Annotated in this window: 25 protein-coding genes; 22 read left to right on the forward strand and 3 right to left on the reverse strand. The window is 41.4% G+C overall.

The genetic code is table 11. The annotated features are described in order from the left end of the window. Positions 1-3 precede the first annotated feature (3 nt). The 15 genes from FTV37_RS02365 (at position 4) to der (ending at position 15,172) form a co-directional block, all read left to right on the forward strand. Positions 4-2,313, forward strand: coding sequence for a fimbria/pilus outer membrane usher protein (locus tag FTV37_RS02365; RefSeq protein ID WP_180062956.1), 2,310 nt, complete (start codon positions 4-6; stop codon positions 2,311-2,313). A 13-nt stretch (positions 2,314-2,326) separates the two neighbouring features. Beyond that, positions 2,327-2,737: a hypothetical protein gene (locus FTV37_RS02370; protein ID WP_078189619.1), complete on the forward strand. Its 411-nt coding sequence runs from the start codon at positions 2,327-2,329 to the stop codon at positions 2,735-2,737. A 275-nt stretch (positions 2,738-3,012) separates the two neighbouring features. Continuing rightward, positions 3,013-3,309 (forward strand): sensor histidine kinase, encoded by a 297-nt coding sequence (locus tag FTV37_RS02375; RefSeq protein WP_180062957.1) that lies wholly within the window; start codon positions 3,013-3,015, stop codon positions 3,307-3,309. Positions 3,310-3,428: 119 nt separating this feature from the next. Continuing rightward, positions 3,429-4,703, forward strand: a complete 1,275-nt coding sequence (locus tag FTV37_RS02380) for a glycosyltransferase family 4 protein (RefSeq protein WP_373683554.1) — start codon at positions 3,429-3,431, stop codon at positions 4,701-4,703. A gap of 193 nt (positions 4,704-4,896) precedes the next feature. Next, on the forward strand, positions 4,897-5,448 hold the full coding sequence (locus FTV37_RS02385) for a phosphatase PAP2 family protein (protein ID WP_180062959.1): 552 nt from the start codon (positions 4,897-4,899) through the stop codon (positions 5,446-5,448). Between the two features lie 121 nt (positions 5,449-5,569). Continuing rightward, positions 5,570-5,770, forward strand: coding sequence for a Fe-S cluster assembly protein IscX (gene iscX, locus FTV37_RS02390; protein ID WP_078189615.1), 201 nt, complete (start codon positions 5,570-5,572; stop codon positions 5,768-5,770). A gap of 109 nt (positions 5,771-5,879) precedes the next feature. Further along, on the forward strand, positions 5,880-6,311 hold the full coding sequence (ndk, locus tag FTV37_RS02395; protein ID WP_078189614.1) for a nucleoside-diphosphate kinase: 432 nt from the start codon (positions 5,880-5,882) through the stop codon (positions 6,309-6,311). 123 nt (positions 6,312-6,434) lie between these two features. Then, the gene (gene rlmN / locus FTV37_RS02400; RefSeq protein WP_078189613.1) at positions 6,435-7,670 is read left to right on the forward strand and encodes a 23S rRNA (adenine(2503)-C(2))-methyltransferase RlmN; all 1,236 of its coding nucleotides are present in this window, start codon (positions 6,435-6,437) and stop codon (positions 7,668-7,670) included. Between the two features lie 15 nt (positions 7,671-7,685). Then, positions 7,686-8,489 (forward strand): type IV pilus biogenesis/stability protein PilW, encoded by an 804-nt coding sequence (gene pilW, locus FTV37_RS02405; RefSeq protein WP_078189612.1) that lies wholly within the window; start codon positions 7,686-7,688, stop codon positions 8,487-8,489. After that, complete coding sequence (locus FTV37_RS02410) at positions 8,480-9,274, forward strand: RodZ domain-containing protein (protein ID WP_180025979.1); 795 nt, start codon at positions 8,480-8,482, stop codon at positions 9,272-9,274. Before pilW ends, FTV37_RS02410 begins: the two co-directional genes overlap by 10 nt. Positions 9,275-9,297: 23 nt before the next feature. Then, entirely contained in the window at positions 9,298-10,419 is a 1,122-nt protein-coding gene (ispG, locus tag FTV37_RS02415; RefSeq protein ID WP_180011668.1) for a flavodoxin-dependent (E)-4-hydroxy-3-methylbut-2-enyl-diphosphate synthase, read from the forward strand. Between the two features lie 3 nt (positions 10,420-10,422). Further along, positions 10,423-11,718, forward strand: coding sequence for a histidine--tRNA ligase (gene hisS / locus FTV37_RS02420; RefSeq protein WP_180062960.1), 1,296 nt, complete (start codon positions 10,423-10,425; stop codon positions 11,716-11,718). A 30-nt stretch (positions 11,719-11,748) separates the two neighbouring features. Next, positions 11,749-12,447 carry a tetratricopeptide repeat protein gene (locus tag FTV37_RS02425; RefSeq protein WP_078189608.1) on the forward strand — a complete coding sequence of 233 codons (699 nt, stop codon included), beginning with the start codon at positions 11,749-11,751 and terminating at the stop codon, positions 12,445-12,447. Continuing rightward, complete coding sequence (gene bamB / locus FTV37_RS02430) at positions 12,444-13,589, forward strand: outer membrane protein assembly factor BamB (protein ID WP_078192659.1); 1,146 nt, start codon at positions 12,444-12,446, stop codon at positions 13,587-13,589. Before FTV37_RS02425 ends, bamB begins: the two co-directional genes overlap by 4 nt. A 173-nt stretch (positions 13,590-13,762) precedes the next feature. Next, a complete protein-coding gene (gene der, locus FTV37_RS02435; RefSeq protein WP_078189606.1) occupies positions 13,763-15,172 on the forward strand; it encodes a ribosome biogenesis GTPase Der in 1,410 nt (469 codons plus the stop codon). Positions 15,173-15,247: 75 nt separating this feature from the next. Here der and FTV37_RS02440 read toward each other — a convergent pair whose 3' ends face one another. Then, positions 15,248-15,817: a hypothetical protein gene (locus FTV37_RS02440; RefSeq protein ID WP_111884741.1), complete on the reverse strand. Its 570-nt coding sequence runs from the start codon at positions 15,815-15,817 to the stop codon at positions 15,248-15,250. Positions 15,818-16,094: 277 nt separating this feature from the next. On the opposite strand from FTV37_RS02440, the gene FTV37_RS02445 reads away from it, so the two are divergent. Then, on the forward strand, positions 16,095-16,736 hold the full coding sequence (locus FTV37_RS02445) for a 4'-phosphopantetheinyl transferase superfamily protein (protein ID WP_180005382.1): 642 nt from the start codon (positions 16,095-16,097) through the stop codon (positions 16,734-16,736). Between the two features lie 86 nt (positions 16,737-16,822). Here the strand turns inward: FTV37_RS02445 and FTV37_RS02450 are convergent, their stop codons facing one another. Together FTV37_RS02450 and FTV37_RS02455 are read right to left on the reverse strand one after the other, a co-directional pair. Then, positions 16,823-17,242: a hypothetical protein gene (locus tag FTV37_RS02450; RefSeq protein ID WP_078192655.1), complete on the reverse strand. Its 420-nt coding sequence runs from the start codon at positions 17,240-17,242 to the stop codon at positions 16,823-16,825. Positions 17,243-17,407: 165 nt separating this feature from the next. Next, on the reverse strand, positions 17,408-18,184 hold the full coding sequence (locus FTV37_RS02455) for an SDR family oxidoreductase (RefSeq protein WP_180005383.1): 777 nt from the start codon (positions 18,182-18,184) through the stop codon (positions 17,408-17,410). Positions 18,185-18,288: 104 nt separating this feature from the next. Between FTV37_RS02455 and mazG the strand changes: the two genes are divergently transcribed. The 6 genes from mazG to panC all read left to right on the forward strand — a co-directional run bounded on the left by mazG (position 18,289) and on the right by panC (position 23,286). After that, a complete protein-coding gene (gene mazG, locus FTV37_RS02460) occupies positions 18,289-19,083 on the forward strand; it encodes a nucleoside triphosphate pyrophosphohydrolase (protein WP_180025977.1) in 795 nt (264 codons plus the stop codon). After that, the gene (locus tag FTV37_RS02465) at positions 19,061-19,492 is read left to right on the forward strand and encodes a ComEA family DNA-binding protein (protein ID WP_180025976.1); all 432 of its coding nucleotides are present in this window, start codon (positions 19,061-19,063) and stop codon (positions 19,490-19,492) included. Before mazG ends, FTV37_RS02465 begins: the two co-directional genes overlap by 23 nt. 134 nt (positions 19,493-19,626) lie before the next feature. Further along, positions 19,627-21,096 (forward strand): polynucleotide adenylyltransferase PcnB, encoded by a 1,470-nt coding sequence (pcnB, locus tag FTV37_RS02470; protein ID WP_180062961.1) that lies wholly within the window; start codon positions 19,627-19,629, stop codon positions 21,094-21,096. Beyond that, on the forward strand, positions 21,093-21,578 hold the full coding sequence (gene folK, locus FTV37_RS02475; protein ID WP_180062962.1) for a 2-amino-4-hydroxy-6-hydroxymethyldihydropteridine diphosphokinase: 486 nt from the start codon (positions 21,093-21,095) through the stop codon (positions 21,576-21,578). The genes pcnB and folK overlap by 4 nt, the downstream gene beginning before the upstream one ends. A 46-nt stretch (positions 21,579-21,624) precedes the next feature. Then, positions 21,625-22,434 (forward strand): 3-methyl-2-oxobutanoate hydroxymethyltransferase, encoded by an 810-nt coding sequence (gene panB, locus FTV37_RS02480; protein ID WP_180005387.1) that lies wholly within the window; start codon positions 21,625-21,627, stop codon positions 22,432-22,434. A 3-nt stretch (positions 22,435-22,437) separates the two neighbouring features. After that, positions 22,438-23,286, forward strand: a complete 849-nt coding sequence (gene panC / locus FTV37_RS02485; RefSeq protein ID WP_078192648.1) for a pantoate--beta-alanine ligase — start codon at positions 22,438-22,440, stop codon at positions 23,284-23,286. The last annotated feature ends 18 nt before the right edge of the window (positions 23,287-23,304 follow it).

Below are 23,304 nucleotides of genomic sequence, written 5' to 3' on the forward strand. Positions count from 1 at the left end.
GCTATGAACAGAATTACATTGCTTCTATATTGTATTTTATGTGCTAATTCTGCTCATGCAGAAGCCGTTGATATGCCTGATGATTTATTTCCAACCAGTATTTGGGTAAACGAAGTAGACCGCAAGAGCGAAGTATTATTACTGACTGAAAATAACAAGTTTTATATAGAATGCGCAGATCTTGATAAGCTGCAAATCAAAGTAGAAATTCTGAAACGACATGCAACTAAAAATTCATTTTGTTTGGTAACGGATCAAGATATTCAGTCTGGATTTGATCCTCAATTGCAAGCCGTCAAAATTAATCTTCCATCAAAATATTTCTTTGGGCTAGAAACTGATACCTTAATCAGCCAGCCGATGCCTGCAAATTTTGGTGCATTTCTTAATTATGAAATGCATTTTGAAAATAATACTCAACATAATAATTTTGGTATGCTACCTGAACTGGGCGTGTTTAAAGACAATTGGATTTTAAGAAATAATGCCTTTTATCGAAATAATAAAGGTGATGATTATCGTGAAGAAAAATTCGTCAGGTTAAATAGTAGTCTTGAGTTTGATTTTTCTAAAAGTGCGACCAAACTGGTTATTGGTGATACGACCTCTGCATATAGTGCATTAATTCATGGTGTGCGATTTGGTGGTTTGAGTTTTGGTACAGACTATACGTCACGCCCAGATTTCGTGTATTGGAATATTCCAAGTCTAAAAGGCAGTGCGGTTTTACCTTCGACTGTTGATTTATATATTGATGGCGTAAATATTTATCAGAAAAAGATTTCACCTGGAGATTATAACTTACAAACAGGTGCCAATATTGAAAGTGCCGGTACAGCGCAAATGGTTGTACAAGATGTATTGGGGAATACCACTGTTCGAAGCTTCCCGGTATTAATTAGTAGTAAATTGCTTAAAGAAGATTTAAATGATTATAACATATCATTAGGGAAACTACGCTTCAGTTATGACGAAGAAAATAGTGATTATCGCGATTTTTTTAGTTCAGCCTATTGGCGTAGAGGTGTCACCAGTCGTACCACGTTGGGTGCAAGTGCAACCTATAGTGACAAAGTAAAAAATGCAGGACTGCTATGGACGCAAGCGGTCAATCGATGGTTTGTTTTAGACAGTATTTTTTTAGGCAGTAAAACCGATGACGACGATGGCTATTCTGCTGGTTTTGCTATCAGTCGTAATTTCGGGAAACTCAATTTTGGTGTGAGTTCTCGTTACGCTACAAATGATTATCGGGCGTTGGGTTATGAAGATAATCATATTTTTCCAAAATTTGAAAATATGGCGTATTTGAGTTTTGCTAATTTTCCATTCTTTCAAAATTTAAACCTGAACTATATCGAACAAACCCAGTATGAATCTAATGATCCTTTATTTGAATTAGAGGATCGCAAAATGCTCACAGTGGGTGTGAGTCGCGAAATCACACAGAATTTAATGTATACCGCCAATTATTTTAAAGAATTTGGTGATAGCGATGACTCAGGTGCCTTTATTACATTTTCTTATAATTTTGGTGGTGGTAAACGTATTCAGGCTGATGCAGGTACCAATAAATCCGGCGGTGTACGTTTCATCCAAAATGCATTTGGTGAATATGGTGCAAATTATGCGCTCGGTGTGGATTATCGTAATGATGAAACGGTATTAAATGCCTATGGTGGTTTGTCCACTAATGTTGGTGATTTAACCTTGAGTCATCTCTATAGTGAAAATGATTCAACAACACAGGTTGGCTACCGTGGCGCTATGGTGTGGTTGGGCGGTCAATACGCATTGACCAGTTTTGTCGATAATGCTTTTGCTTTAGTGAATGTTGGTGGTCGTGAAGATATTGATGTCATGCGATCAATGTCTCCAGTCGCGAAAACCAATAAAAAAGGCTATGCCTTTGTACACGATATCGTTCCTTATATTAATTACGATATTTCATTCGATGAAAATCAATTGCCGATCGAAAGCAAAGTTCCAAATGCTGCACATCGTTTAGTTGCGTTAAGACAGCGTGGTTATAACATTAATTTTTCAGTATTTGATACACAACAAATATTGGTCAAAATATTGGATGAACAAGGTCATCAATTTGTGGCAGGAAGTGAAGTTGCAATTGATACCCCAGAAGCTGATGTTTATCCAGTGGGTTCAGATGGCACGGTAATGTTATATGGTTTGGTTGAAGGCTACTACAAGTTGACGGTGAGGACCAGTGGTGGTCGATCTTGCCAAACAGCGTTAACAGTGCCGAAAAAGGTAGAAAACCAAACTCCTGAATTAATTACATTGCAGTGTAAATAAAGGAGTATTTCCAATGAAAAGTATTTTACTCATCTCAGCAGCGTTATTTAGTTCAATAACATTTGCAGCACCGAGTCGCTGTGAAATGGGACGAATCAGTGAAACCAATATGCGCTTGGCGAATTACTATAATAGTCAAGCGGCAAGTTCATTTAGTGTCGATTGTTCAGGTAAATACCGCATACGCTTTAATAGCCGAAATTTGCAGGATACTTCGGGCAGTAGTTTTGTAACGAATGGCCCGATTAAGCTGAAAACACGAATGACTGTTTCAGGTGCGATGGAAAATCTGTGGAATGTTTCTACCGAGCAAGGCGCTGGCAAAAATAACTATGTGATTGCTGTGCGTTTGGTAGAACGAGTGAATGCAACGACACCTGCAGGAATCTACCGCGATACAGTCTTTGTAAATATGGTGTTTTGAGATGCTTAGCGACCGATTTTCTTCATGGCTAAGGTGAATAATGCAGAGTGCTGATTTCGTTCATACCGCTAGATTGAAGCTTGATGATAGATATTTAGGTGAATCTTGGGCTCTAATCTAAGTAGCTTAATTTTCTGCTATGCGTATAAAGTCAGAAATGAAGGAAATTTGATTTCAGCATATGCTTCCCCGATAACAACTTTAGACACCGTTTTAATCAGTTATTTGATGAGCTCGATATACACGCTAAATGGTCAGTTCCTGCAAAATGGGAAGTGGATGTTACCCCATTGGAATGTCTAAGCTTACAGCGCGTAGCTGAAGAAGCATTAACCAATATTGTGAAGCATAGTCATGCGACCGTGGTGCAGATCCGAATTTATTATGAAAACTCGGCGTTGATAATGGAAGTTGAAGACAATGGCGTGGGGGATGTGGATCTGGTTAATCAAGCTGGTTTGAGTGTGGGGCTTCGTAGTATGAGTGGGTGTTTAGAAAGGATGAACGCAGATATGCAAATAGCTTCTCGTGCGGGTCAGACGATTTTAAAAGTGATTAAAAACTACGGATAAATCATGATTTTGTAGATGAAATAAGATAATTTCTTTCAATAAACTGTCATCAAATAATCATCAAAATGCAAAAAATTGCTGCTTAAACTGTGGATATACATTTATAAGAAGCGTGTAAGATCATGACAGAATCGGCTAACGATTTGGGGTGTATGCAGGATGAACCTGCACGCTTTCAATTCCAATTTAAGCATATGCAATCACGAATGGATATGCAAACGGTCTCAACTTTAATCCGTCCAGGTCTAAAAATCGCCATTGTTACAGATACGTGGGCGCCAGAAATTAATGGTGTTGCACATTCTTTATTGCAGTTGTGTAAAGGCTTGCAGCAACAAGGCAACTCAATTTTTTTAATACGTCCTGAACAGTCCGAAAGTTGTCATGATTTCAGACCTGATCAAGAGTGTTTGGTTCGAGCGCAGTCGATTCCTAAATATTCAGGTTTACAATTTGGCTGGCCGCAACTAATTAAACTGAGTAAAGCTTTAAAAAAAGCCCAAGTCGACATTGTGCATATAGTCACTGAAGGACCTTTGGGATTTGCTATGCTTCAACTGGCGCGTTCTTTACAGATTCCTGTGTCCAGTGGTTTTCATTCGGCCTTTCATGATTTTAGTCGCTTCTTTGATTTAGCGTTTTTAATGAAGCCTGTACAACATTATTTACGATGGTTTCATAACAATACTCAACTCACCTGTGTCCCGAGCCAAGATACTGCGGATGCCTTGCATCGATTAGGTTTTAGTTGTCTATTGGTGGTGGGGCGAGGTGTGGACCATAGTCGATTTTCTCCCTCACATTATCGAGCAGAACTGAGACAACAGTGGCAAGCAGATGAACATACCCGCGTGATGCTCTATGTCGGTCGGCTATCTCCTGAAAAAGAGGTGGATGTTTTAATTTCTGCCTACCGTTCGATGTTGGCTATGGATGCACGAACGAAATTGGTCATTGTGGGTGATGGGCCTGATCGTGAACGACTAATGCAACTGGCAAAATCCCTAGATGTTATTTTTATGGGAAGTTTAAGTGGTCAGGCTTTATCGGAAGCCTATGCCAGTGCGGATGTTTTTGTTTTCGCAAGTCAGGTTGAGACCTTTGGTAATGTGGTTTTGGAGGCAATGGCCAGCGGATTGCCGGTGATTGCATATAATGCCGCATGTGCCCAATTGCACGTGAGAAATCAGCAAACGGGATGGTTATGTCACTTATCTCGAACCGATGAATTTATTCGGCTTATGCAGCAATTGCCGCAACGCTCTAAATTAAAAACAATGGGCATCGAGGCGGCAAAAGACGCTGCTAAAATCGGATGGCAATATCCTGTACAACAATTTGAGCAAGCGCTATATCGCGTGGTGGATCAAGCCATGATGAGCCAATGGAGCTAGCGCTATTGGTTGTATAGAAAAGTTGAGCATCTTCAAAAATTAATATTCATCGAACTGTCATCAAAGCATCATTGCACTGTCAAAAAGATAACTTAAGCTGAGTCAAACACAGATCTCAACTTGTAAAAATAACAACACAAATCTAGCTCAACCCCAACATAGTCAGGCTTTGACTGTAGATAGGAGATTAGCGATGAATTTTAAAAATGCAAAAACAAGAATGCTGCATCTCGATTTAAAAGGCTGTATTTATCTCAATCATTTTTCGCATCAACAAGTTGTCGCTGACATATTTAAAATGGTGAGTCGACTTGGTGATGGTGTGTTTTGGTATGTCATGTTGGCGACGGTCTGGATCGTGCAGGGCATGTATTACAGTGTACAAATCGTCTATGTATTACTGGGTGGTTTCGTCGGCACCTCGATCTATAAACTCCTCAAAAAGAAAACTGTGCGCCCAAGACCGTACCAAGTGCATCAAGTGATTCGCTTAGGTGAACGCCCTCTAGATCATTTTAGTTTTCCATCAGGGCATACTCTACATGCAGTCATGGCAACAACTGTGCTGGGCTATATTCAACCCATGCTGTTGGTCCTGATGTTGCCCTTTAGCTTATTGGTGGCATTATCTCGCATGATCTTAGGTTTGCATTACCCAAGTGATGTCGCTGTCGGTGCTGCTATAGGCGCTGCAGTGGGTGCGGCGATTATTCTCTGTGCACCTCTTTTCGGTTTGGTTTTATAGTTTGATGTGGACATCTCAATTGCAAAATCTGGTAATAAAAAAATTAAAAGGGTTTATCACGTCGAATTGCTGAAATTTGTTAAAGTAAGCCATCATTCTATAGACGATGTTAGGAAGACCCATGGGTTTACGCTGGACAGATACCATTGATATCGCAATTGAGCTGTATGAAGCTCACCCTGATGTTGATCCGCAATGGATTCGCTTTACTGACCTACATGCATGGGTATGTGCATTGCCAAATTTCACTGATGACCCCGAAAAGTCGACTGAAGGTCTGCTTGAGGGAATTCAGATGGCCTGGATTGATGAGGCAAGTTAATCCCTACATCGAAAAAAGCAATTTTTTTGTATAGCAAAAGCAGAAAATAGCGCATTATTCGGTATAATGCGGCAAATTTTTCACGTCAAATTGACTTAAGGAGCCTCTCATGGCTATTGAACGTACTTTATCTATCGTTAAACCAGACGCAGTTGCTAAAAACCACATCGGCGACATCTTTGCTCGTTTCGAAAAAGCTGGTCTTCAAATCGTTGCAACTAAAATGAAACACTTGACTCAAGCTGAAGCTGAAGGCTTCTACGCTGAGCACAAAGAACGTGGTTTCTTTGGTGACCTAGTTGCATTCATGACTTCTGGTCCAGTTGTAGTTTCAGTTCTTGAAGGCGAAAACGCAGTTCTTGCTCACCGTGAAATCCTTGGCGCAACTAACCCTAAAGAAGCTGCTCCTGGTACTATCCGTGCAGACTTCGCTGTAAGCATCGACGAAAACGCTGCTCACGGTTCTGACTCTGTAGCATCTGCTGATCGTGAAGTTAACTACTTCTTCGCTCAAACTGAGATCGCTCCACGTACTCGTTAATTCGAAGTATTCGAACCAGATAAGTGGTATACTGCTTGTCTGGTTTTTTTATTCTCTGAATAATTCTTCGCTCAAATACTGAGCATCTCCTTTGATCTTTAGACATGGTTTAGGTAATTACACATGAGTACTGAAGTAGTCGCTACATCAGCTGTTTCTGATGCACAGCAACAATCTCCATCCGCTCCGACGCAGCAAAATACTGTGGAGAAAGTGAATTTACTGGGCATGTCACGTCCGCAAATGGAAAAATTCTTCGAAGAAATGGGGGAGAAAAAGTTCCGTGCTGGGCAGGTGATGAAATGGATTCATCAGTTCTTCGTGACTGATTTTGCTGAAATGACCAATATTTCTGGTAAATTGCGTGAAAAACTAGAAAAGATTTGTGAAATTAAAGCGCCTGAAGTGGTGCATAAAAATTATTCAAAAGACGGTACTCGTAAATGGGTGTTCCGTGTAGGTGATGGTGCAGGTTCATTGGTTGAAACTGTGCTGATTCCTGCGGAAGATAAAACCGGCGCACGTAAGACCTTGTGTATTTCGTCACAAGTGGGCTGTGCTCTGGACTGTTCATTCTGTTCAACTGGGAAACAAGGTTTCCAACGTGACTTGAGCCAAGCTGAAATTATTGGACAGCTTTGGATGGCAAACTTCTCTTATATGGAAGATGTGCCAGTTGCTGATCGTGAACGTTCAGTGACCAATGTGGTGATGATGGGCATGGGTGAGCCACTATTGAACTATGATGCTGTATTGAATTCAATGCGAATCATGTTGGATGATTTTGCGTATGGTATGTCGAAGCGTCGTGTGACTTTATCAACCTCAGGTGTGGTGCCTAAAATTGATCAATTGGCACAAGACATTGATGTAGCCTTGGCAATTTCACTCCATGCGCCAAATGATGAACTACGTAACGAACTTGTTCCGATCAATAAAAAGTATCCGTTGGAACAATTGATTGCTGCTTGTCAGCGTTATATCGCCAAAGATGGTAATGAAAGTTCGCGTAAACACGTGACCATCGAATACGTGATGTTAGATGGTGTAAATGACCATCCTGAACATGCACAGCAAATGTTAAAGCTGTTGAAAAACCTACCAAGCAAAATTAATTTAATTCCGTTTAACCCGTTCCCGCATGCGCCATATGGTCGTTCAAGCCGTAACCGTATTATTTCTTTCCAAAAAACTTTGTCTGATGCCGGTTTTGTGTGTACGATTCGTCAGACACGTGGTGATGATATCGACGCTGCGTGTGGACAACTCGTGGGGCAAGTTGCTGACCGTACTCGTCGTGCGGAGCAATGGAAAAAGAAAGTTGCGCAGCAAAATGAGATACTGCGCTCACAAGGATAATAAAGAGGCAGCCAATTGAAAAAGTTAACGTATAAGTTCACTTTCGTTTCAGCTTTATGTGCATCGGTTTTGGCATTAACAGCATGTCAAACGCCTGAGATTGGGAAAAAAGACCCAGAGAAAGCCGTAAAAATCAGAACGCAATTGGCTGTTGAACATCTGAAAGCAGGGGATTTGGACTCTGCTAAACGCGCATTAGATCAGGCTTTAGAAGTGGATTCTCGCGATTCCCAAGCCAATATGATGATGGGTGTCTTACTACAACGAGAAGGCAGCCCAGCCAACTTAGAAAAAGCAGATAGTTATTTTAAGCGTGCAATTTCAGCAGACTCAAAAAATTCTCAAGCGCGTAACAACTACGGTACGTATTTATACCAAGTTGAGCGCTATAATGATGCGATTGAACAGTTCAGCATCGCAGGTTCAACTTTAGGTTATGATCAACGTTTCAAAGCATTGGAAAATTTAGGTCGAATTTACCTGAAAGTGGGTGATGTGGCGAATGCTGAAAAATCATTCAAACAAGCTTTGCAGGCTAATCGTGATTCCTATGTTTCAATGTTAGAGTTGTCTGAAATCTTTTATTTGAATCAGCAGTTCCCTGCTGCCACACAAATGTATGAACAATTTGTACGTGCAGTAGGACAAAAAAATCAGGGTGCGCGCGCACTCTGGATTGGCATTCGAACAGCGCGTGCCAATGGCGACAATTTGGGTATGCAAGTACTGGTTAACCAGTTACGTGCTTTGTTCCCAGAAAGTCCTGAATACCAACGCTATTTGCAATTACAGTACAGTACTGAGGCCGTATGGAAGTAAATCCTAATTCACCGCAATCGAATGGTTCGAGCGTAGCTCCAAATGCATTAGGAAATGTACAACGCCCAGGTGAGTATTTACGTCAAGTACGTATTACGCAAAAACTGGAACTTGAAGCTGTCGCATCAGAACTCAATATTCCATTAAAAACACTGACTGCACTTGAGCAAGATGATTATAAGTCATTGCCTGAAGCAACCTTTATTAAAGGTTACTACCGTACTTATGCCAAATATTTAAAAGTTGATGCCACCAATATCATTCAACGTTTTGATGATATTTATGCCAATGATACGGGATTGTTGCCAAATCACGCGTTAAACAATTCACCGATTAAAATTATGGGTAAATTACCCGGTTCTAACCGTGACCGTAATCGTAAATGGATCAAACGTGGTTTGATTGCATTGGCGGTGTTGGTGGTCATTGGTGCGATCGTGGCAGCGATTCAAGGCATGACCTCGGGCAGCGATAATGAAGACGCTGTGACCAGTGATGTTGCTTCAGAAGTTCAAGTCCTCGACATGAATGGCGGAAATGCAGCGGTCAGTGGCGATCAATTGACATTGACCTTCAGTAGCCCGACTTCAGTACATATTGTTGATTCGACGGGTAAGGTGTTGGCGACAGGTCGTCAAGCATCGACGCTCAACTTAAACGGTGAAACACCATTCCAAATTCGTTTGGATGATGCAACAGCAGTGTCATTAAGCTTAAATAATGAAAATATTTCATTGTCACCATATACCGTAAACGGCAAAGCAGATTTCCGTTTATCACGTTAAGGGACAACAGAGCAGACTGAACAATGATTGAAAATCCAATTAAGCGCCGTCCAACGCGTAAAATTAAAGTAGGTTCGGTGTATGTCGGTGGTGATGCGCCGATCAGCATCCAAAGTATGACCAATACTGAAACCTGTGATGTCGAAGCGACCGTGGCACAGATTCAGCGCTGTGTAGACGTCGGTGCGGACATCATGCGTGTTTCTGTACCGAGTATGGAAGCTGCTGAAGCTTTTGGTGAAATTCGTAAACGTGTGCAAGTGCCACTGGTTGCCGATATTCACTTTGATTATAAAATTGCTTTACGTGTTGCAGACCTTGGTGCAGATTGTTTGCGTATTAACCCGGGTAATATTGGTTCTGAAGCCAAAATCCGTGAAGTGGTAGCTGCTGCACAACATAATGACATCTCTATGCGTATTGGTGTCAATGCAGGTTCGCTCGAAAAAGATATTCAAAAGAAATATGGTGAGCCTACAGGTCAGGCTTTGCTTGAATCTGCAATGCGCCATATTGATATTTTAGATCGCTTAAATTTCCATGAATTTAAAGTGTCAGTCAAAGCATCCAATGTCTTTCTGACGATGGATGCTTACCGATTACTTTCTGCACAAATTGATAACCCATTACACTTAGGTGTGACTGAAGCAGGTGTCTACCGTACGGGTTCAGTCAAATCTGCTATCGCTTTAGGCGGTTTGTTAATGGAAGGCATTGGTGACACCATGCGTATTTCATTGGCAGCAGAGCCTGAAGAAGAAATCAAAATTGGCTTTGATATTTTAAAATCATTGGGCTTACGTTCAAACGGCATTAACTTTATTGCGTGCCCAAGTTGTTCACGCCAAGAGTTTAATGTCATCAAAGTTATGCAAACATTGGAAGAGCGTTTAGAAGATATTCGTACCCCAATGGATGTATCGGTGATTGGTTGTAAAGTGAATGGTCCGGGTGAAGCCAAAGAAGCCGATATTGGTGTAGTTGGTGCAAGTCCGCGTTCACTGGTGTATCGTAATGGCGAAAAGAGCCATTTAATTGACACAAATCAGTTGGTTGACGAAATCGAAGCGATGGTTCGTCAACGTGTTAGCGATCTTGAAGACGCTAAAGCTAAAGAGATTATTCGCACAAGTTTTTCTGAGTAGATCATGAGTTCAATCGTCGCAATCAAAGGTTTTAATGACATTCTCCCTACGCAAAGTCCTGCATGGAGACGTCTAGAACAGCATCTATCAAGCCTGATGGATGCTTATGGTTATCAGCAAATTCGCTTGCCGATTGTGGAGCAGACTCATCTGTTCAAACGTTCTATTGGTGATGCAACGGATATCGTTGAAAAAGAAATGTACACATTCCTAGATAAAGGTAACCCGCCTGAGTCTTTGACTTTGCGTCCAGAAGGAACAGCAGGGTGTGTACGTGCAATGCTTGAACATAACTTACTTCGTGGTGCTACACCGCGTGTATGGTATGTCGGCCCAATGTTCCGCTATGAAAAACCACAAAAAGGTCGCTACCGTCAGTTCCATCAATTTGGCGTAGAAACCTTTGGTGTTGCAACACCAGATCAAGATGCAGAATTGATTTTAATGACTGCGCGTTTGTGGAAACGCATGGGCGTTGCAGATAAAGTTCAATTAGAGCTCAATACTTTAGGTGAGTCTGATGAACGTTCTGCCTATCGTGCGGCATTGGTTGAATTCTTAGAGTCACATAAAAATGACTTAGATGAAGATTCTCAGCGACGTCTAACTACGAATCCACTGCGTATTTTGGATTCTAAAGATGCAAAAACACAAAGCATTTTGGAAAATGCGCCAAAACTTCACGACTTTATGGGTGAAGAAACGTTGGCTCACTTTGCTCAATTGCAGCAGTATTTGACAGACGCTGGTATTGGTTTTGTGATCAATCAAAAGTTGGTTCGTGGTCTCGACTACTACAACAAAACGGTCTTTGAATGGACAACCACACACTTAGGTTCTCAAGGAACCGTATGTGCAGGTGGTCGTTATGACGGTTTAGTCGGTCAGCTTAAAGGTAAAGCAGACCAGTCGGTGCCTGCTGTTGGTTTTGCAATGGGTATGGAGCGTTTGCTTCTTCTACTTGAACAAGTGGAAGATAATACCCCTGTGCGTGACTGTGAGCTATTCTTGGTTTCAGATCCTGCAACTCAAGGTAAAGCGTTGGTACTTGCTGAACAAATTCGTGATCAACTTGAAGAGGCGGGTAGCAACATTCGCTTAAAAGTTGGTTCACAAGGTTCAATGAAATCGCAAATGAAAAAAGCCGACCAATCGGGTGCTTTATTTGCTGTGATTTATGGTGAACGTGAGCAAGCAGCAGGGCAAGTGCTGGTGAAAGAGCTAGCGATTGCAGAACAACACGAAGTGAATGTGGCAGACTTTGTTGCCTTCATTATCGAAAAAATTTCTTCAAAATAATCCCTATAACATAAGGAAAAAGGTAATTTCATGAGCGCATTGAGTGAAGAAGAACAACTTGATAATTTAAAATCGTTTGCTAAAAAATATGGCTCTGCCATTGTTAGCGGCATTTTAATTGCGTTGATTGCCTTTTTCGGATGGGAATACTGGCAGAAGAAAACTTTGGCTGAATCGCAAATGCAAACAGCCAAAGTACAGCAGTTAATGGATGATGCTCAGTCGGCGACTGGCGATGCTTTTACACAACTTTCTGCGACTGCAGATAAAATTGTAAAAGAAGCGCCAGATTCGCCACAAGCCATCCAAACTCAGTTGCTTATGGCAAAATTGGCGTATGATAAAGCGGATTATGCCAATGCTGAAAAAGCTTTGAAAAAAGTTGAAAATTCAAAAGTTGACGATGCAGGCTTAGTTCAATTGGTGAAATTACGTTTAGCGTATGCACAATTGGCACAAAAGAAATTTGATGAAGCATTAAAAACCTTAGAAGCAGTTAAAGAACCTGCTTTTCAAGCGACTGCAGATGAAGCCCGTGGCGATGTCTATGTTGCAAAAAATGATATCGAAAATGCAAAGAAAGTTTATCAAAGTGCATGGGATGCTTTGGTTGAACGACAAGAAGAACGTCAAATTTTACAAATTAAACTCGAAAGTGTAGGCGTTTTAGTTGATGATCCTGAAATTGAACGTCCGATTATAGATACACAAGTGGAAGCAACTGAATGAATAGAAAATACAAAATTACCTGTGCGCTGACAGTTTTAACACTTGCTTTGGCTGGTTGTGCAAATAAAGGAAAAGTAGAAAAAGTAAAACCAAATCCTTTACCAAAATTGGAACAGGCAAAAACTTTAGCACCTGTATTTTCAAACAGTGTGGCTTCAACTGAGGAAGCAGATCCACTGCGTTTACGTATGGATGCAGATAATGGCGTTGTTTTTAGCGTAAACCCTAACGGTGAAGTTCAAGCCTACAAAGGTAAAGAGCGTTTATGGCAGAAGAAAATCTCTAAGCAAGGTTTGACTGCAGGTGTTGAAGCTGCTGACGGTATCGTGGTTGTCGGTAATGCAAAAGGTCAATTATTTGCATTAGATCAGGCAACAGGTGAGCAAAAGTGGACTGCACAATTAACTGGCGCGTTACTTTCACCGTCGTTGATTCAAGCAGGTCGTGTTATTTCAGTCACCAATGATGGTACGGTATACGCAAACGATGTGGCAACGGGTCAACAAACTTGGACCTATAACTTGCCAAATGTGCAGTTTAGTTTACGTGGTATGGCAGCACCGGTATCACTCGATGCGCGTCATGTTCTCATCGCTTCTTCAAATGCCTATATTTATGTGATTGATGCATTGAGTGGCATTCCGAAAATGCAGCGTCGTGTTGCAGTGTCAGATGGTCGTTCAGATGTACAACGTCTCATTGATATTGACGGTGAACCGACTGTAGCAGGTCAATTTTTAATTACCACCAGTTACCAAGGCCAAGTGACAGCGCTTGATCTTGCCTCACAACAAGTGATCTGGAGCAATGATGCGAGCAGCATTCAGCGTCCTGAAGTTGCGGGCAATGGTGTCTTTGTGGCACAAACTGATGGTAAAATTGTGGCTTATGAAATTACCACTGGTCAAACATTGTGGGAAAATGACCAATTGCTTAATCGTAATTTGAGTAACCCAGTGATGTTAGGTCAAGACCTTGTGGTTGGTGATCTGGATGGTGTACTTCACTTAATCAACCCAGCGACAGGCGAGTTGGTTGGTCGTTCTAAAACCAGTGGTGAAGTACGTTCACTACGTGTAATTGACAACCAATTATATGTGTCGACACGTAAGGGTGCATTAAGCATTTGGCAGAACCGTTAATTTTTCTGCGGCTTATGTTAAAATAAGCCAAACCGTATTTTTAACGCGGGGGATTGAATCATCAATGCCCCGTGTTTTTATTTATTTTAGGCATTTATCCTATTTCCATTCTTCCTAAGCTTTCTGATGTTCAGACCAGACCAAACTGGCTGATCTGGAATAAAGGTTAATCTATGAAACCCGTAATTGCGCTCATTGGTCGTCCGAACGTCGGAAAATCAACGTTGTTTAACCAGATAACCAAGAGCCGTGATGCTCTCGTTGCTGACTTTGCCGGTCTGACTCGTGACCGTAAATATGGTGACGCGACTTATCAAAATAAATCTTTCATTGTTGTTGATACTGGGGGTATTGGCGAAACTGAAGGTGGTATCGACTCGTACATGGCAGAACAGTCAAAAACTGCCATCAATGAAGCAGATATTATTGTCTTTGTGGTCGATGCGCGCGCAGGATTATTGGCATCTGATGAGCAAATTGCACGTGACTTACGTACGCTAGGTAAAAAAGTTTATCTTGTTGCCAATAAAGTTGATGGTGTACATGCCGAAGCAGCTTTAGTTGAATTCTTCAAATTGGGTATGGGTGAACCACTTCAAGTGGCTGCCAGCCATGGTCGTGGTGTTCAGCAAATGCTTGAAGAAGTGTTAGCTGAAGTGCCTGAAGATGAAAGTGAAGAACAACACGATAAAGACACAGGCTTACGTTTAGCGATTATTGGTCGTCCAAACGTGGGTAAATCGACTTTAGTGAACCGTTTGTTGGGTGAAGACCGTGTGGTTGCATTTGACCAGCCGGGTACTACACGTGACTCAATTTATATTCCATTTGAACGTGACGGTCGTAAATACACATTAATCGATACTGCGGGTGTACGTCGTAAAGGTAAAGTGGACGAAATGATCGAGAAATTCTCGATTGTGAAAACTTTACAAGCGATGAAAGATGCGCATGTTGTGGTAATTGTTGTCGATGCACGTGAAGGGATCGTTGAGCAAGACTTGCATTTGATCGGTTATGCGCTTGAAGCAGGCCGTGCGATGGTGATTGCCATCAACAAATGGGACAACATGTCTGACTACGACCGTAAACAATGTAAATTAGATGTTGAACGTCGTTTTGACTTTATTCCATGGGCAAAAATTCACTTAATTTCTGCACTTCACGGTACAGGTGTTGGTGATCTTTATCCATCGATCCACCGTGCTTATGATTCTTCGCATTTGAAAGTATCACCTGCGAAAATCACTCAGATCTTGAATGATGCAACTGATGCGCACCAACCACCAATGGTTCAAGGTCGTCGTATCAAAATGCGTTATGCGCATATGGGCGGACAAAATCCACCGACGATTGTAATTCATGGTAACAAGGTCGATAAAACGCCAAATGACTATCGTCGTTACCTAGAAAACGTGTTCCGTAAAGTTTATAAACTTGAAGGTACGCCAGTCAAAATTGAATTTAAAACCTCTGATAACCCATTTGAAGGTCGTAAGTCGCAAATCGATGAGCGTACGGCGGCACGTAAACGTCGTTATGTTCAGAAGTTCAAAAAGGCGGAAAAGAAATTCAAACGCTAAGTTTAGATGAACAAAAAAGCCTGCAGATATGCAGGCTTTTTTATTTCACTTTATTTATCTAAAAAGATGTAGAAATTAGTTTTTACACTTTTTAGCTTGGCGGTAAATATCAATATTATCCAGATTAGCTTGAGCAATTTCCATGGCTTGCTGTGCGCTGCTGCTATCCTGTTGTGTATTTTTATTGCCAGAAAAAGCTGTCGCAAATTGTCCCATACGCGCGGCTGTTTCAGATTGACCTGAAAATGCGGATAGCGCGTTGCCAGCAAGACCAGCCCATTTTGAAACTTGATTATTTTGCTGTGCAGACGCTTGGCTTAATGCCAGTTGCGATGCTTCCAATGTGCGTTCGAAAGTTTTACGTTCAACGCTCAGATCAGTGCAATCTAAGGTTTTTAAATAACTGGTGCTATAAACACTATTGTTGGTTTGGTTAGCTTGATTGAAATTTGAGGCATAGCCACGGTCTGCTTGAGCTACAGCATTGGCAGCTTCTTGACGGCTTTGATTCATACGCGCTTCAGCTTGGTCCATAATCGCGCCATTTTTGGCACCCATTACTGCAACAGCTGCATCCAATAAGCCTGCTTGAGCGAAACATGGTAGGACACAAAGTGAACTGATTAACGTGATTTTTCTTAGCATCTGATTTACCCCGAGTTTTAAATTAAAGTTATAAGAATCTAGAGTATTTTATCTAATTGAAGATGTATTTAAAATATTTATTATACTTAAGTATTTGAATATATTTATAATATTAAGTATTTCTTAAGTGGTTTGAAATATTTTTAAACTGAGTTTTAAAATCTCGATAAGTCAAAGGACCGATGCGCTCATCTGTATTGTGGTGTATTTTGTGTCGGAGAGTCGCATAAAATATAGCGTCATGGACGTAGTGTAAAAGATATTGGATCAATAACTTATGGCGAAAATTCAGCTTGAATATAGTGCAATTACTGACTTCTTTGTGGAGCCGCATGGCTTGAGTCGTCAAGAGGTAATTGCCGTGCGTAAACAAGCCATTTACCAATATCGAAATCAATTACTCGGGCAGCGGCTAAATAGGTCAGTTGAAAATTCAGATTTTTCAAAGTCTGCGTTTGGTAAGCCTTTTCTTCCGGATTTGCCACATTTTCATTTTAATCATAGTCATAGTCAGCAGCATTATGTATTGGCCAGCAGTGAAAAAATCGCCAATATTGGTGTGGATATTGAAGATTTAAATCGAAAAGTTCGTTTTGATGCGATGGCTCAACACAGCTTTCATCCCGAAGAATTGCTCAATTGGGACAGTTGTGAGCATAATCCTGATTATTGGTTTAAAGTTTGGACCACCAAAGAGGCGGTACTTAAAGCGTCAGGTTTAGGGATTCGAGTGAACCTGAATGAACTGAATACACAGTGTCATCCTGAGCAGAATGGTGGGATGTGTAGCCATCCCGCAATTGGCACTTTTGCTTATCAGAATATTCAACTACCGCATGTGATGTTGACGGTGGCATGGGAAAGTGAACAATCTTGCCGAGGCTTTCATTTGCCTAATATTGAGTTGAATGTCTTATAAATCGGTATGACATATAAATCACCATGAAAAAAGCCCTGTTCTGGCTGAACAGGGCTTTTTTTAAATCAATCTAAACTGGCTTTAGATTAGATTTTGCATTTTTTAGAACCTTGGTAGATACCAATGTTGTCGATGTTTGCTTGAGCAGCAGATTTGTTCGCTTGTTGAAGTTCAAGGTTGCCTGCATCAGAAGTATCTTGCTCACCAGCCAAGCTGTTTGCAATGTTGCCTGCACGAGCAGCTTTTTCAGAGTTACCACCGAAAGCAGCAAGAGCGCCACCCGCTAAACCAGCAAATTTGCTCAATGATTTGCCTGGCGCTTGAGCAGATGCTTGGATGTTTGCAATGTTTTTGTCAGCAGCTTCTAAAGAGCGCTTAGCATTCGCTTTTTCAACAGCAAGAGTTGCACAATCCATCGCTTTTAATTCTGAAGATGCGAATTGAGTTGTAGCAAAAGCAGAAATTGAAATAGAAGTAACAGTTGCAAGAACAAGTAATTTTTTCATGAAATAATTCACTTTTATTGTTAGAAAATAAACGCCCGAAAGTAATGGGCGGGTGAATATTATTCAAAAAAAGGAATTTTGTCCTGTTAAAATGTGACAATTGTGTAACTTTGTGTAATTTGCGTACAAATATGATTGCAAAATTAAATGATTAGTAACACGTTGCTATTTGGGTTTTTGTGCAATCCAAATATTACTTAAGCGGTTGACAAATTGCGGGCTAAACTTCGATAAATTAAATAAAAATTTAGCTTTCATCCCCACAGGTGTATGTGTGGCCATTAAGACCGTATCCTTTTTTTGTACCAAGGTATAAATTTGCTGAGCGACATCGCTCGGTTGAAGATTGACGCCCATTTTCTTAATGCTTTGGGCATCCATGTCTTGCACCATCGCGGTTTGAACAAATAAAGGCATCACATCTAAAACGCGAATATTGTATTTTTGCCATTCAATATCTAAGCTTTCAGTGAGCCCACGTACAGCAAATTTAGATGTGGCATAGCTGGCTAAATCTGCTTGTCCATAAATAGCTGAAGCCGAAGAGAGGTTAATCACACGAGCAAAATTGCTTTGTTGTAAATAGGGGAATGCCGCATAGCAACCGTTTATCACCCCTTTGACATTGATATCAATCGTTCGGTGGTGTGCAGACAGTTCCGTATGTTCAAAGCTGCCTGAATACAGAATTCCGGCATTATTGACTAAGATATTCAGCTGACCTGCCCAAGCAACAAATTCAGCTAAAGCGCTTTGCCATTGCTCTGGTTGTGTCACATCTAAAAGCCCAGCTTTGGCATGGCTACCGAGTTCAGCAGCTAATGAGGTGACTTGAGATTGGTTAATGTCGTAGAGCCCAACTTTATAGCCTTGTTGTATGAACAGTCGTGCAATTGCTGCGCCAATCCCTTGTCCTGCACCGCTAATAAAAATACTTTGCATGTTATGCTTCCCTGAATTGAGTTGCTCATTCCCTGAGTGAATTTTGAGCATATCAAATTCTGTAATCGAAACAATGTACTGATGAGTAAATAGCTGGAGTTCACATGGAACAATTATTAGCAGTGATGAAAGAATTACGTGAAAAATGTCCATGGGATCAAAAGCAAACCCCAGAAAGTCTGACTCGTTATGCTATAGAAGAGGCCTATGAAGTTGAAGCGGCGGTTCGTTCAGGTCAGATTGACGATGTGCGAGATGAACTGGGGGATTTGTTGCTGCAAGTGGTTTTTCAGTCGCAGATGTATAGCGAACAAGGCGCGTTTGATTTTCAAGATGTGGTGCAAGCCATTACAGATAAATTAATTCGCCGTCATCCCCATGTGTTTCAGGCAGAGCAGTTTTCTGCACTCAATGCGGATGATGTGGCAACACTATGGAAACAGATTAAACAACAAGAAAAAGCAGGGAAATCAGCATCTAGATTAGATGAGGTTAAACATGCACCTGCATTAAGCCAAGCAGATGAAATCCAAAAAAATGTGGCGAAAATTGGATTTGATTTTCCAGATATTGAAGGGGCTTATGGCAAGCTTGAGGAAGAGCTAGGGGAGTTAAAAGAGGCCTTGGCAGGCAAAAAATCCGACGAAATATTTGATGAATTTGGTGATTGCTTATTTTCTCTAGTGAATGTTGGACGTAAGATTGGCATCTCAAGTGAGATGGCACTGTTAAGTACCATTCATAAATTTAGAAGCCGTTTTGCTTATATTGAAGCACAGGCCACATTACAACAAAAACATGTAGAAGACTTGTCCCTGACTGAAATGGATCAGTTATGGGAACAGGCAAAACAACAATTAAAACAACAGGCTGAATATGTACCACATCCTAAAGAATAAATACTCTACACAATTACTTGTCTTGGTTTTGAGTTTAATGGCAGATTTAACTTTTGCTCAAAGCCCTTCGGGCTACGCGGAATGGAAAGCCATGCAACAAGCTCAAGATCAACAATTAAAAAAGCAATCTGAGGCCTCTAAGTCCAAATCGGCAACTGCACCCAGCAATGCCAACTATTATTTGTCACGACCCAGCACTCAGCAAAATAGCCGATCAGATCAGGTACGCTTAAATACAGCCTCAGTCGATGAACTGCAGACATTGCATGGAATTGGTCAGAAAAAAGCAGAAGCCATTGTGCAATATCGTAAAAGTAATGGCTTATTTAAAAGCATTGATGATATTCAACAGGTTAAGGGCATCGGTCCTGCGCTGTTTGCTAAAAATAAAGCAAAATTGGCACTTTAAGTGAAGTGTAAAAAAAAGAATTAGGTTAAGCTCAGCTTGGGCATCGAGATAATCAAATTGCCCTTTGATTGTGTTAGAGATATCATTAGCGACATCTTAAGAATTTTACGTTCAGACGTAGGAGACAGCGTCTTTTGCAAACTTTGCGCGCGTCCAAATGTGGTTTATCAACCGCACAATTACCTTCTTCCATTTTAGATGTGATTGATGCCTTAACTAAGGCAGGCTATGAAGCTTATATCGTGGGTGGCGGTGTCCGTGACCTAATGTTGGGTCATGCACCTAAAGATTTTGATGCCGTAACTAATGCGACACCAGCTCAGGTGAAAGAAGTCTTCGGGCGACGTTGCCGAATTATTGGTCGTCGTTTTGAGCTGGCGCATGTCTACTCAGGACGTGAACTGATCGAAGTTGCGACCTTCCGTGCGCCGCCTAAAAAAGCCGTGACTTCTGCTGCGGGCATGATTTTACGTGATAATAATTGGGGTACGATTGAGCAAGACTTTGCACGTCGTGACTTCTCGATCAATGCAATGTATTACCAACCACGCAAAGGTGAAGTGCTAGATTTTTGTCATGCAGTAGATGACATTAAGCATAAAACGTTGCGTTTATTGGGTGATCCACAATTACGTTTTGAAGAAGATCCTGTGCGGATGCTTCGGACTTTACGTTTTGCAGCCAAATTAAACTTTAATATTGATGAAAAAATTCTGGAAGTCTTTACTCCAGAACTTACTCAATTGCTGCGTGATGTGTCTCCACATCGTTTATACGATGAGTCACAAAAGCTCTTTACCATGGGGCATCTCAATCGCGTCTTACCGATGCTGATCGATTTTGGTATTTGGTATCAATTATTTGCAGATATCAAACCGGTCGTAACGCCATTTATTGAGTTGGCTGCAAAAAATACCGATCATCGTATTTCGATTGGGAAAACTATTAACCCTGCATTTTTCTATGCCGTGTTATTGTGGATTCCGTTCCAAGAGCGTTGTACGTTCTATCTAAATAAAGGTGTTGTTCCTGCTGAAGCACGTGCTCAAGCAGGCTTGGATGTATTGAAACGTCAGGCTACACGAACCATTATTCCACGCTTTGCCGAAACATTTATTCGTGAGGTTTGGGAAATGCAAACCCGTTTACTAAGTCCAAAACCACAGCAAATTGAAGCACTTTCAGGTCATGCACGTTTCCGTGCAGGCTTTGACTTTCTGCTGCTGCGTGAAAAATCGGGCGATACAAGCACGCAAGGCATGGGGCAGTGGTGGGATGCTTATCAGCAGATGAGCACTGACGAAAAAGAACGAGCAATTAGCCAATACAATCGTCAACGTGCCAAGAGTCGTCGTAAAGCGGCGCATGAAGATGTGGAAGCCAAAACTTCTACTCATCAGCAAGTTGAAATTGAACCGCTGGTGAATGAACCAGAAAGCAGAAGTCGCCGTCAACGTAAGCCTAAATCACATGCCAACAGTCCAGCGACAGTGTCAATCGTTGCAGCGTCAGCCAGTGGTGAAATTGGTGCAGATCATCCGATTTTAAAACGTAAACGTGTGAAACGAGATTTGACTCAGGTTATTTTTGGGCCAACACAATGACGCTGACATATATTGGTTTAGGCAGTAATTTAGGTGATTCTCTACAGATTCTCAGTGAAGCGGTACATAAACTTGCAACACTCGGAACATTGAAGGTCTCACAACTGTACCAAAGCCCGCCAATGGGGCCACAAGATCAGCCGAATTATTTAAATGCAGCGGTTGCATTAGAAACTGATCTAGCACCTTTGGCCTTGTTGGATGAATTGCAACGCTTTGAACAAGAGTCGGGGCGTGTACGCCTACGTCATTGGGGGGAGCGTACACTGGATTTAGATTTACTGATTTATGGTGAACAGCACATTCAAAATGAACGTTTGACGGTGCCTCATGTTGGTGTTTTAGAACGTGATTTTGTGTTGAAACCTTTGTTGGATTTAGATGAGAATCTACAGATTAAAGGACAACCATTAAAAGATTTACCTATTTTGAATAATCCAAATTTAACTGTATTGGATGCAGGAAACTGGGCCCATCTTTAATTTTTGTATGACCACTTGAGAAAGCCGTCATCTGAGGAATATTGAAATGATTAGTCTAAGTGACTTGAAAAAATTTAAAGCGGAAGGCCGCAAATTCTCCTGCCTGACTTGCTATGATGCGAGCATGGCAAAAGCAATGGAAGTTGCTGAAGTCGATAGTATTCTGATTGGTGATTCATTGGGGATGACCATTCAAGGCAATGACTCAACTTTGCCTGTCACTGTTGAAGATATGGTATATCACACTGCAGCAGTGCGTCGTGGCAATAAACATGCGTTTATTCTGACTGATTTGCCCTTTATGACCTATGCCACTTTGAATGACGCTTTAGTGAATTCAAAGATCGTGATGCAAGCAGGCGCGCAGATGGTCAAATTGGAAGGTGGCGCATGGTTGTCAGAAACAGTTGAAGTATTGACCCGTAATGGTATTCCAGTGTGTGTGCATTTAGGGTTAACTCCGCAATCGGTTCATGTGTTTGGCGGTTATAAAGTGCAAGCACGTACACGCGAAACCGCGGATCAACTCATTGCAGATTGTAAAGCTGTGGTTGATGCAGGTGCAGCAATTTTACTTTTGGAATGTGTTCCTGCCCAAGTGGGTAAAGAAATTAGTGAATTATTCCCAAATACACCTGTGATTGGGATCGGTGCCGGTGCAGAAACGGATGCTCAAGTCTTGGTTCAACAAGATATGTTGGGACTGACGTTTAGTCACGTGGCGAAATTTGTTCGCAATTTTATGAAAGAGCAAGCAGGGGAAACAGCAATAGTGGATGCGTTTAAGGCGTATCATGCTGCCGTACTTGATGGTAGTTTCCCTGCCAAAGAACATACATTCCAAATTGAGCTGTAAGACATGAAAACTGAAACAACGATTCAAGGTTTAAGTGCATCGCTAAATCCAGCACGTGCTGCGCGCAAAATCATTGGTTTTGTACCAACGATGGGGAACTTGCATGAAGGTCACCTTAATTTAGTTCGTGAAGCACGTAAACTGTGTGATGTCGTGGTGGTGAGTATTTTCGTTAACCCAATTCAGTTTGGTCCAAATGAAGACTTTGACAACTATCCACGTACTTTGGAACAAGATCAGCACTTATTGGCTGAAGTGGGTTGTGACATCGTGTTTGCACCGACTGTTGAACAAATGTATGGCAACAAACCGCGCTTAACCAATATTAGCGTGGGCGGCATTACCAATGATTTGTGTGGCGAACAGCGTCCGGGTCATTTTGATGGTGTTGCTGTTGTTGTGACAAAACTCTTTAATATTGTTCAACCGAATTTTGCATTCTTTGGGCAAAAAGATTACCAGCAACTTGCAGTGATTCGTCAGTTTGTACGTGACTTAAATATTCCACTAGAAGTGATTGGTGTGCCGATTACTCGTGCTGAAGATGGTTTGGCATTGAGCTCACGCAATGGTTATTTAAGTGCGGAAAATCGTGCGATTGCACCAACGATTTACCAAAGCTTGAAAACGGCTGAGGCGGAATTACATGCTGGAACTCAACTGGCAGATGTGTTAGCTAATATTAAAGCAACATTGACAGCAGCGGGTTTTGTTGTGGACTATGTTGAAGCACGTACACCTGAATTACAGAAAATTGAAGAATTTGATCAAGACGTGGTGTTGTTTATTGCGGCTAAATTAGGCGCAACACGTCTTATTGATAATATGCAGGTTAAATATACTGCAGTTTAAAACGGCTATGGGGTAGCA

Origin of the sequence: Acinetobacter sp. YH16042 (genome assembly GCF_013417245.1) — a bacterium.
Classification (GTDB): domain Bacteria; phylum Pseudomonadota; class Gammaproteobacteria; order Pseudomonadales; family Moraxellaceae; genus Acinetobacter; species Acinetobacter amyesii.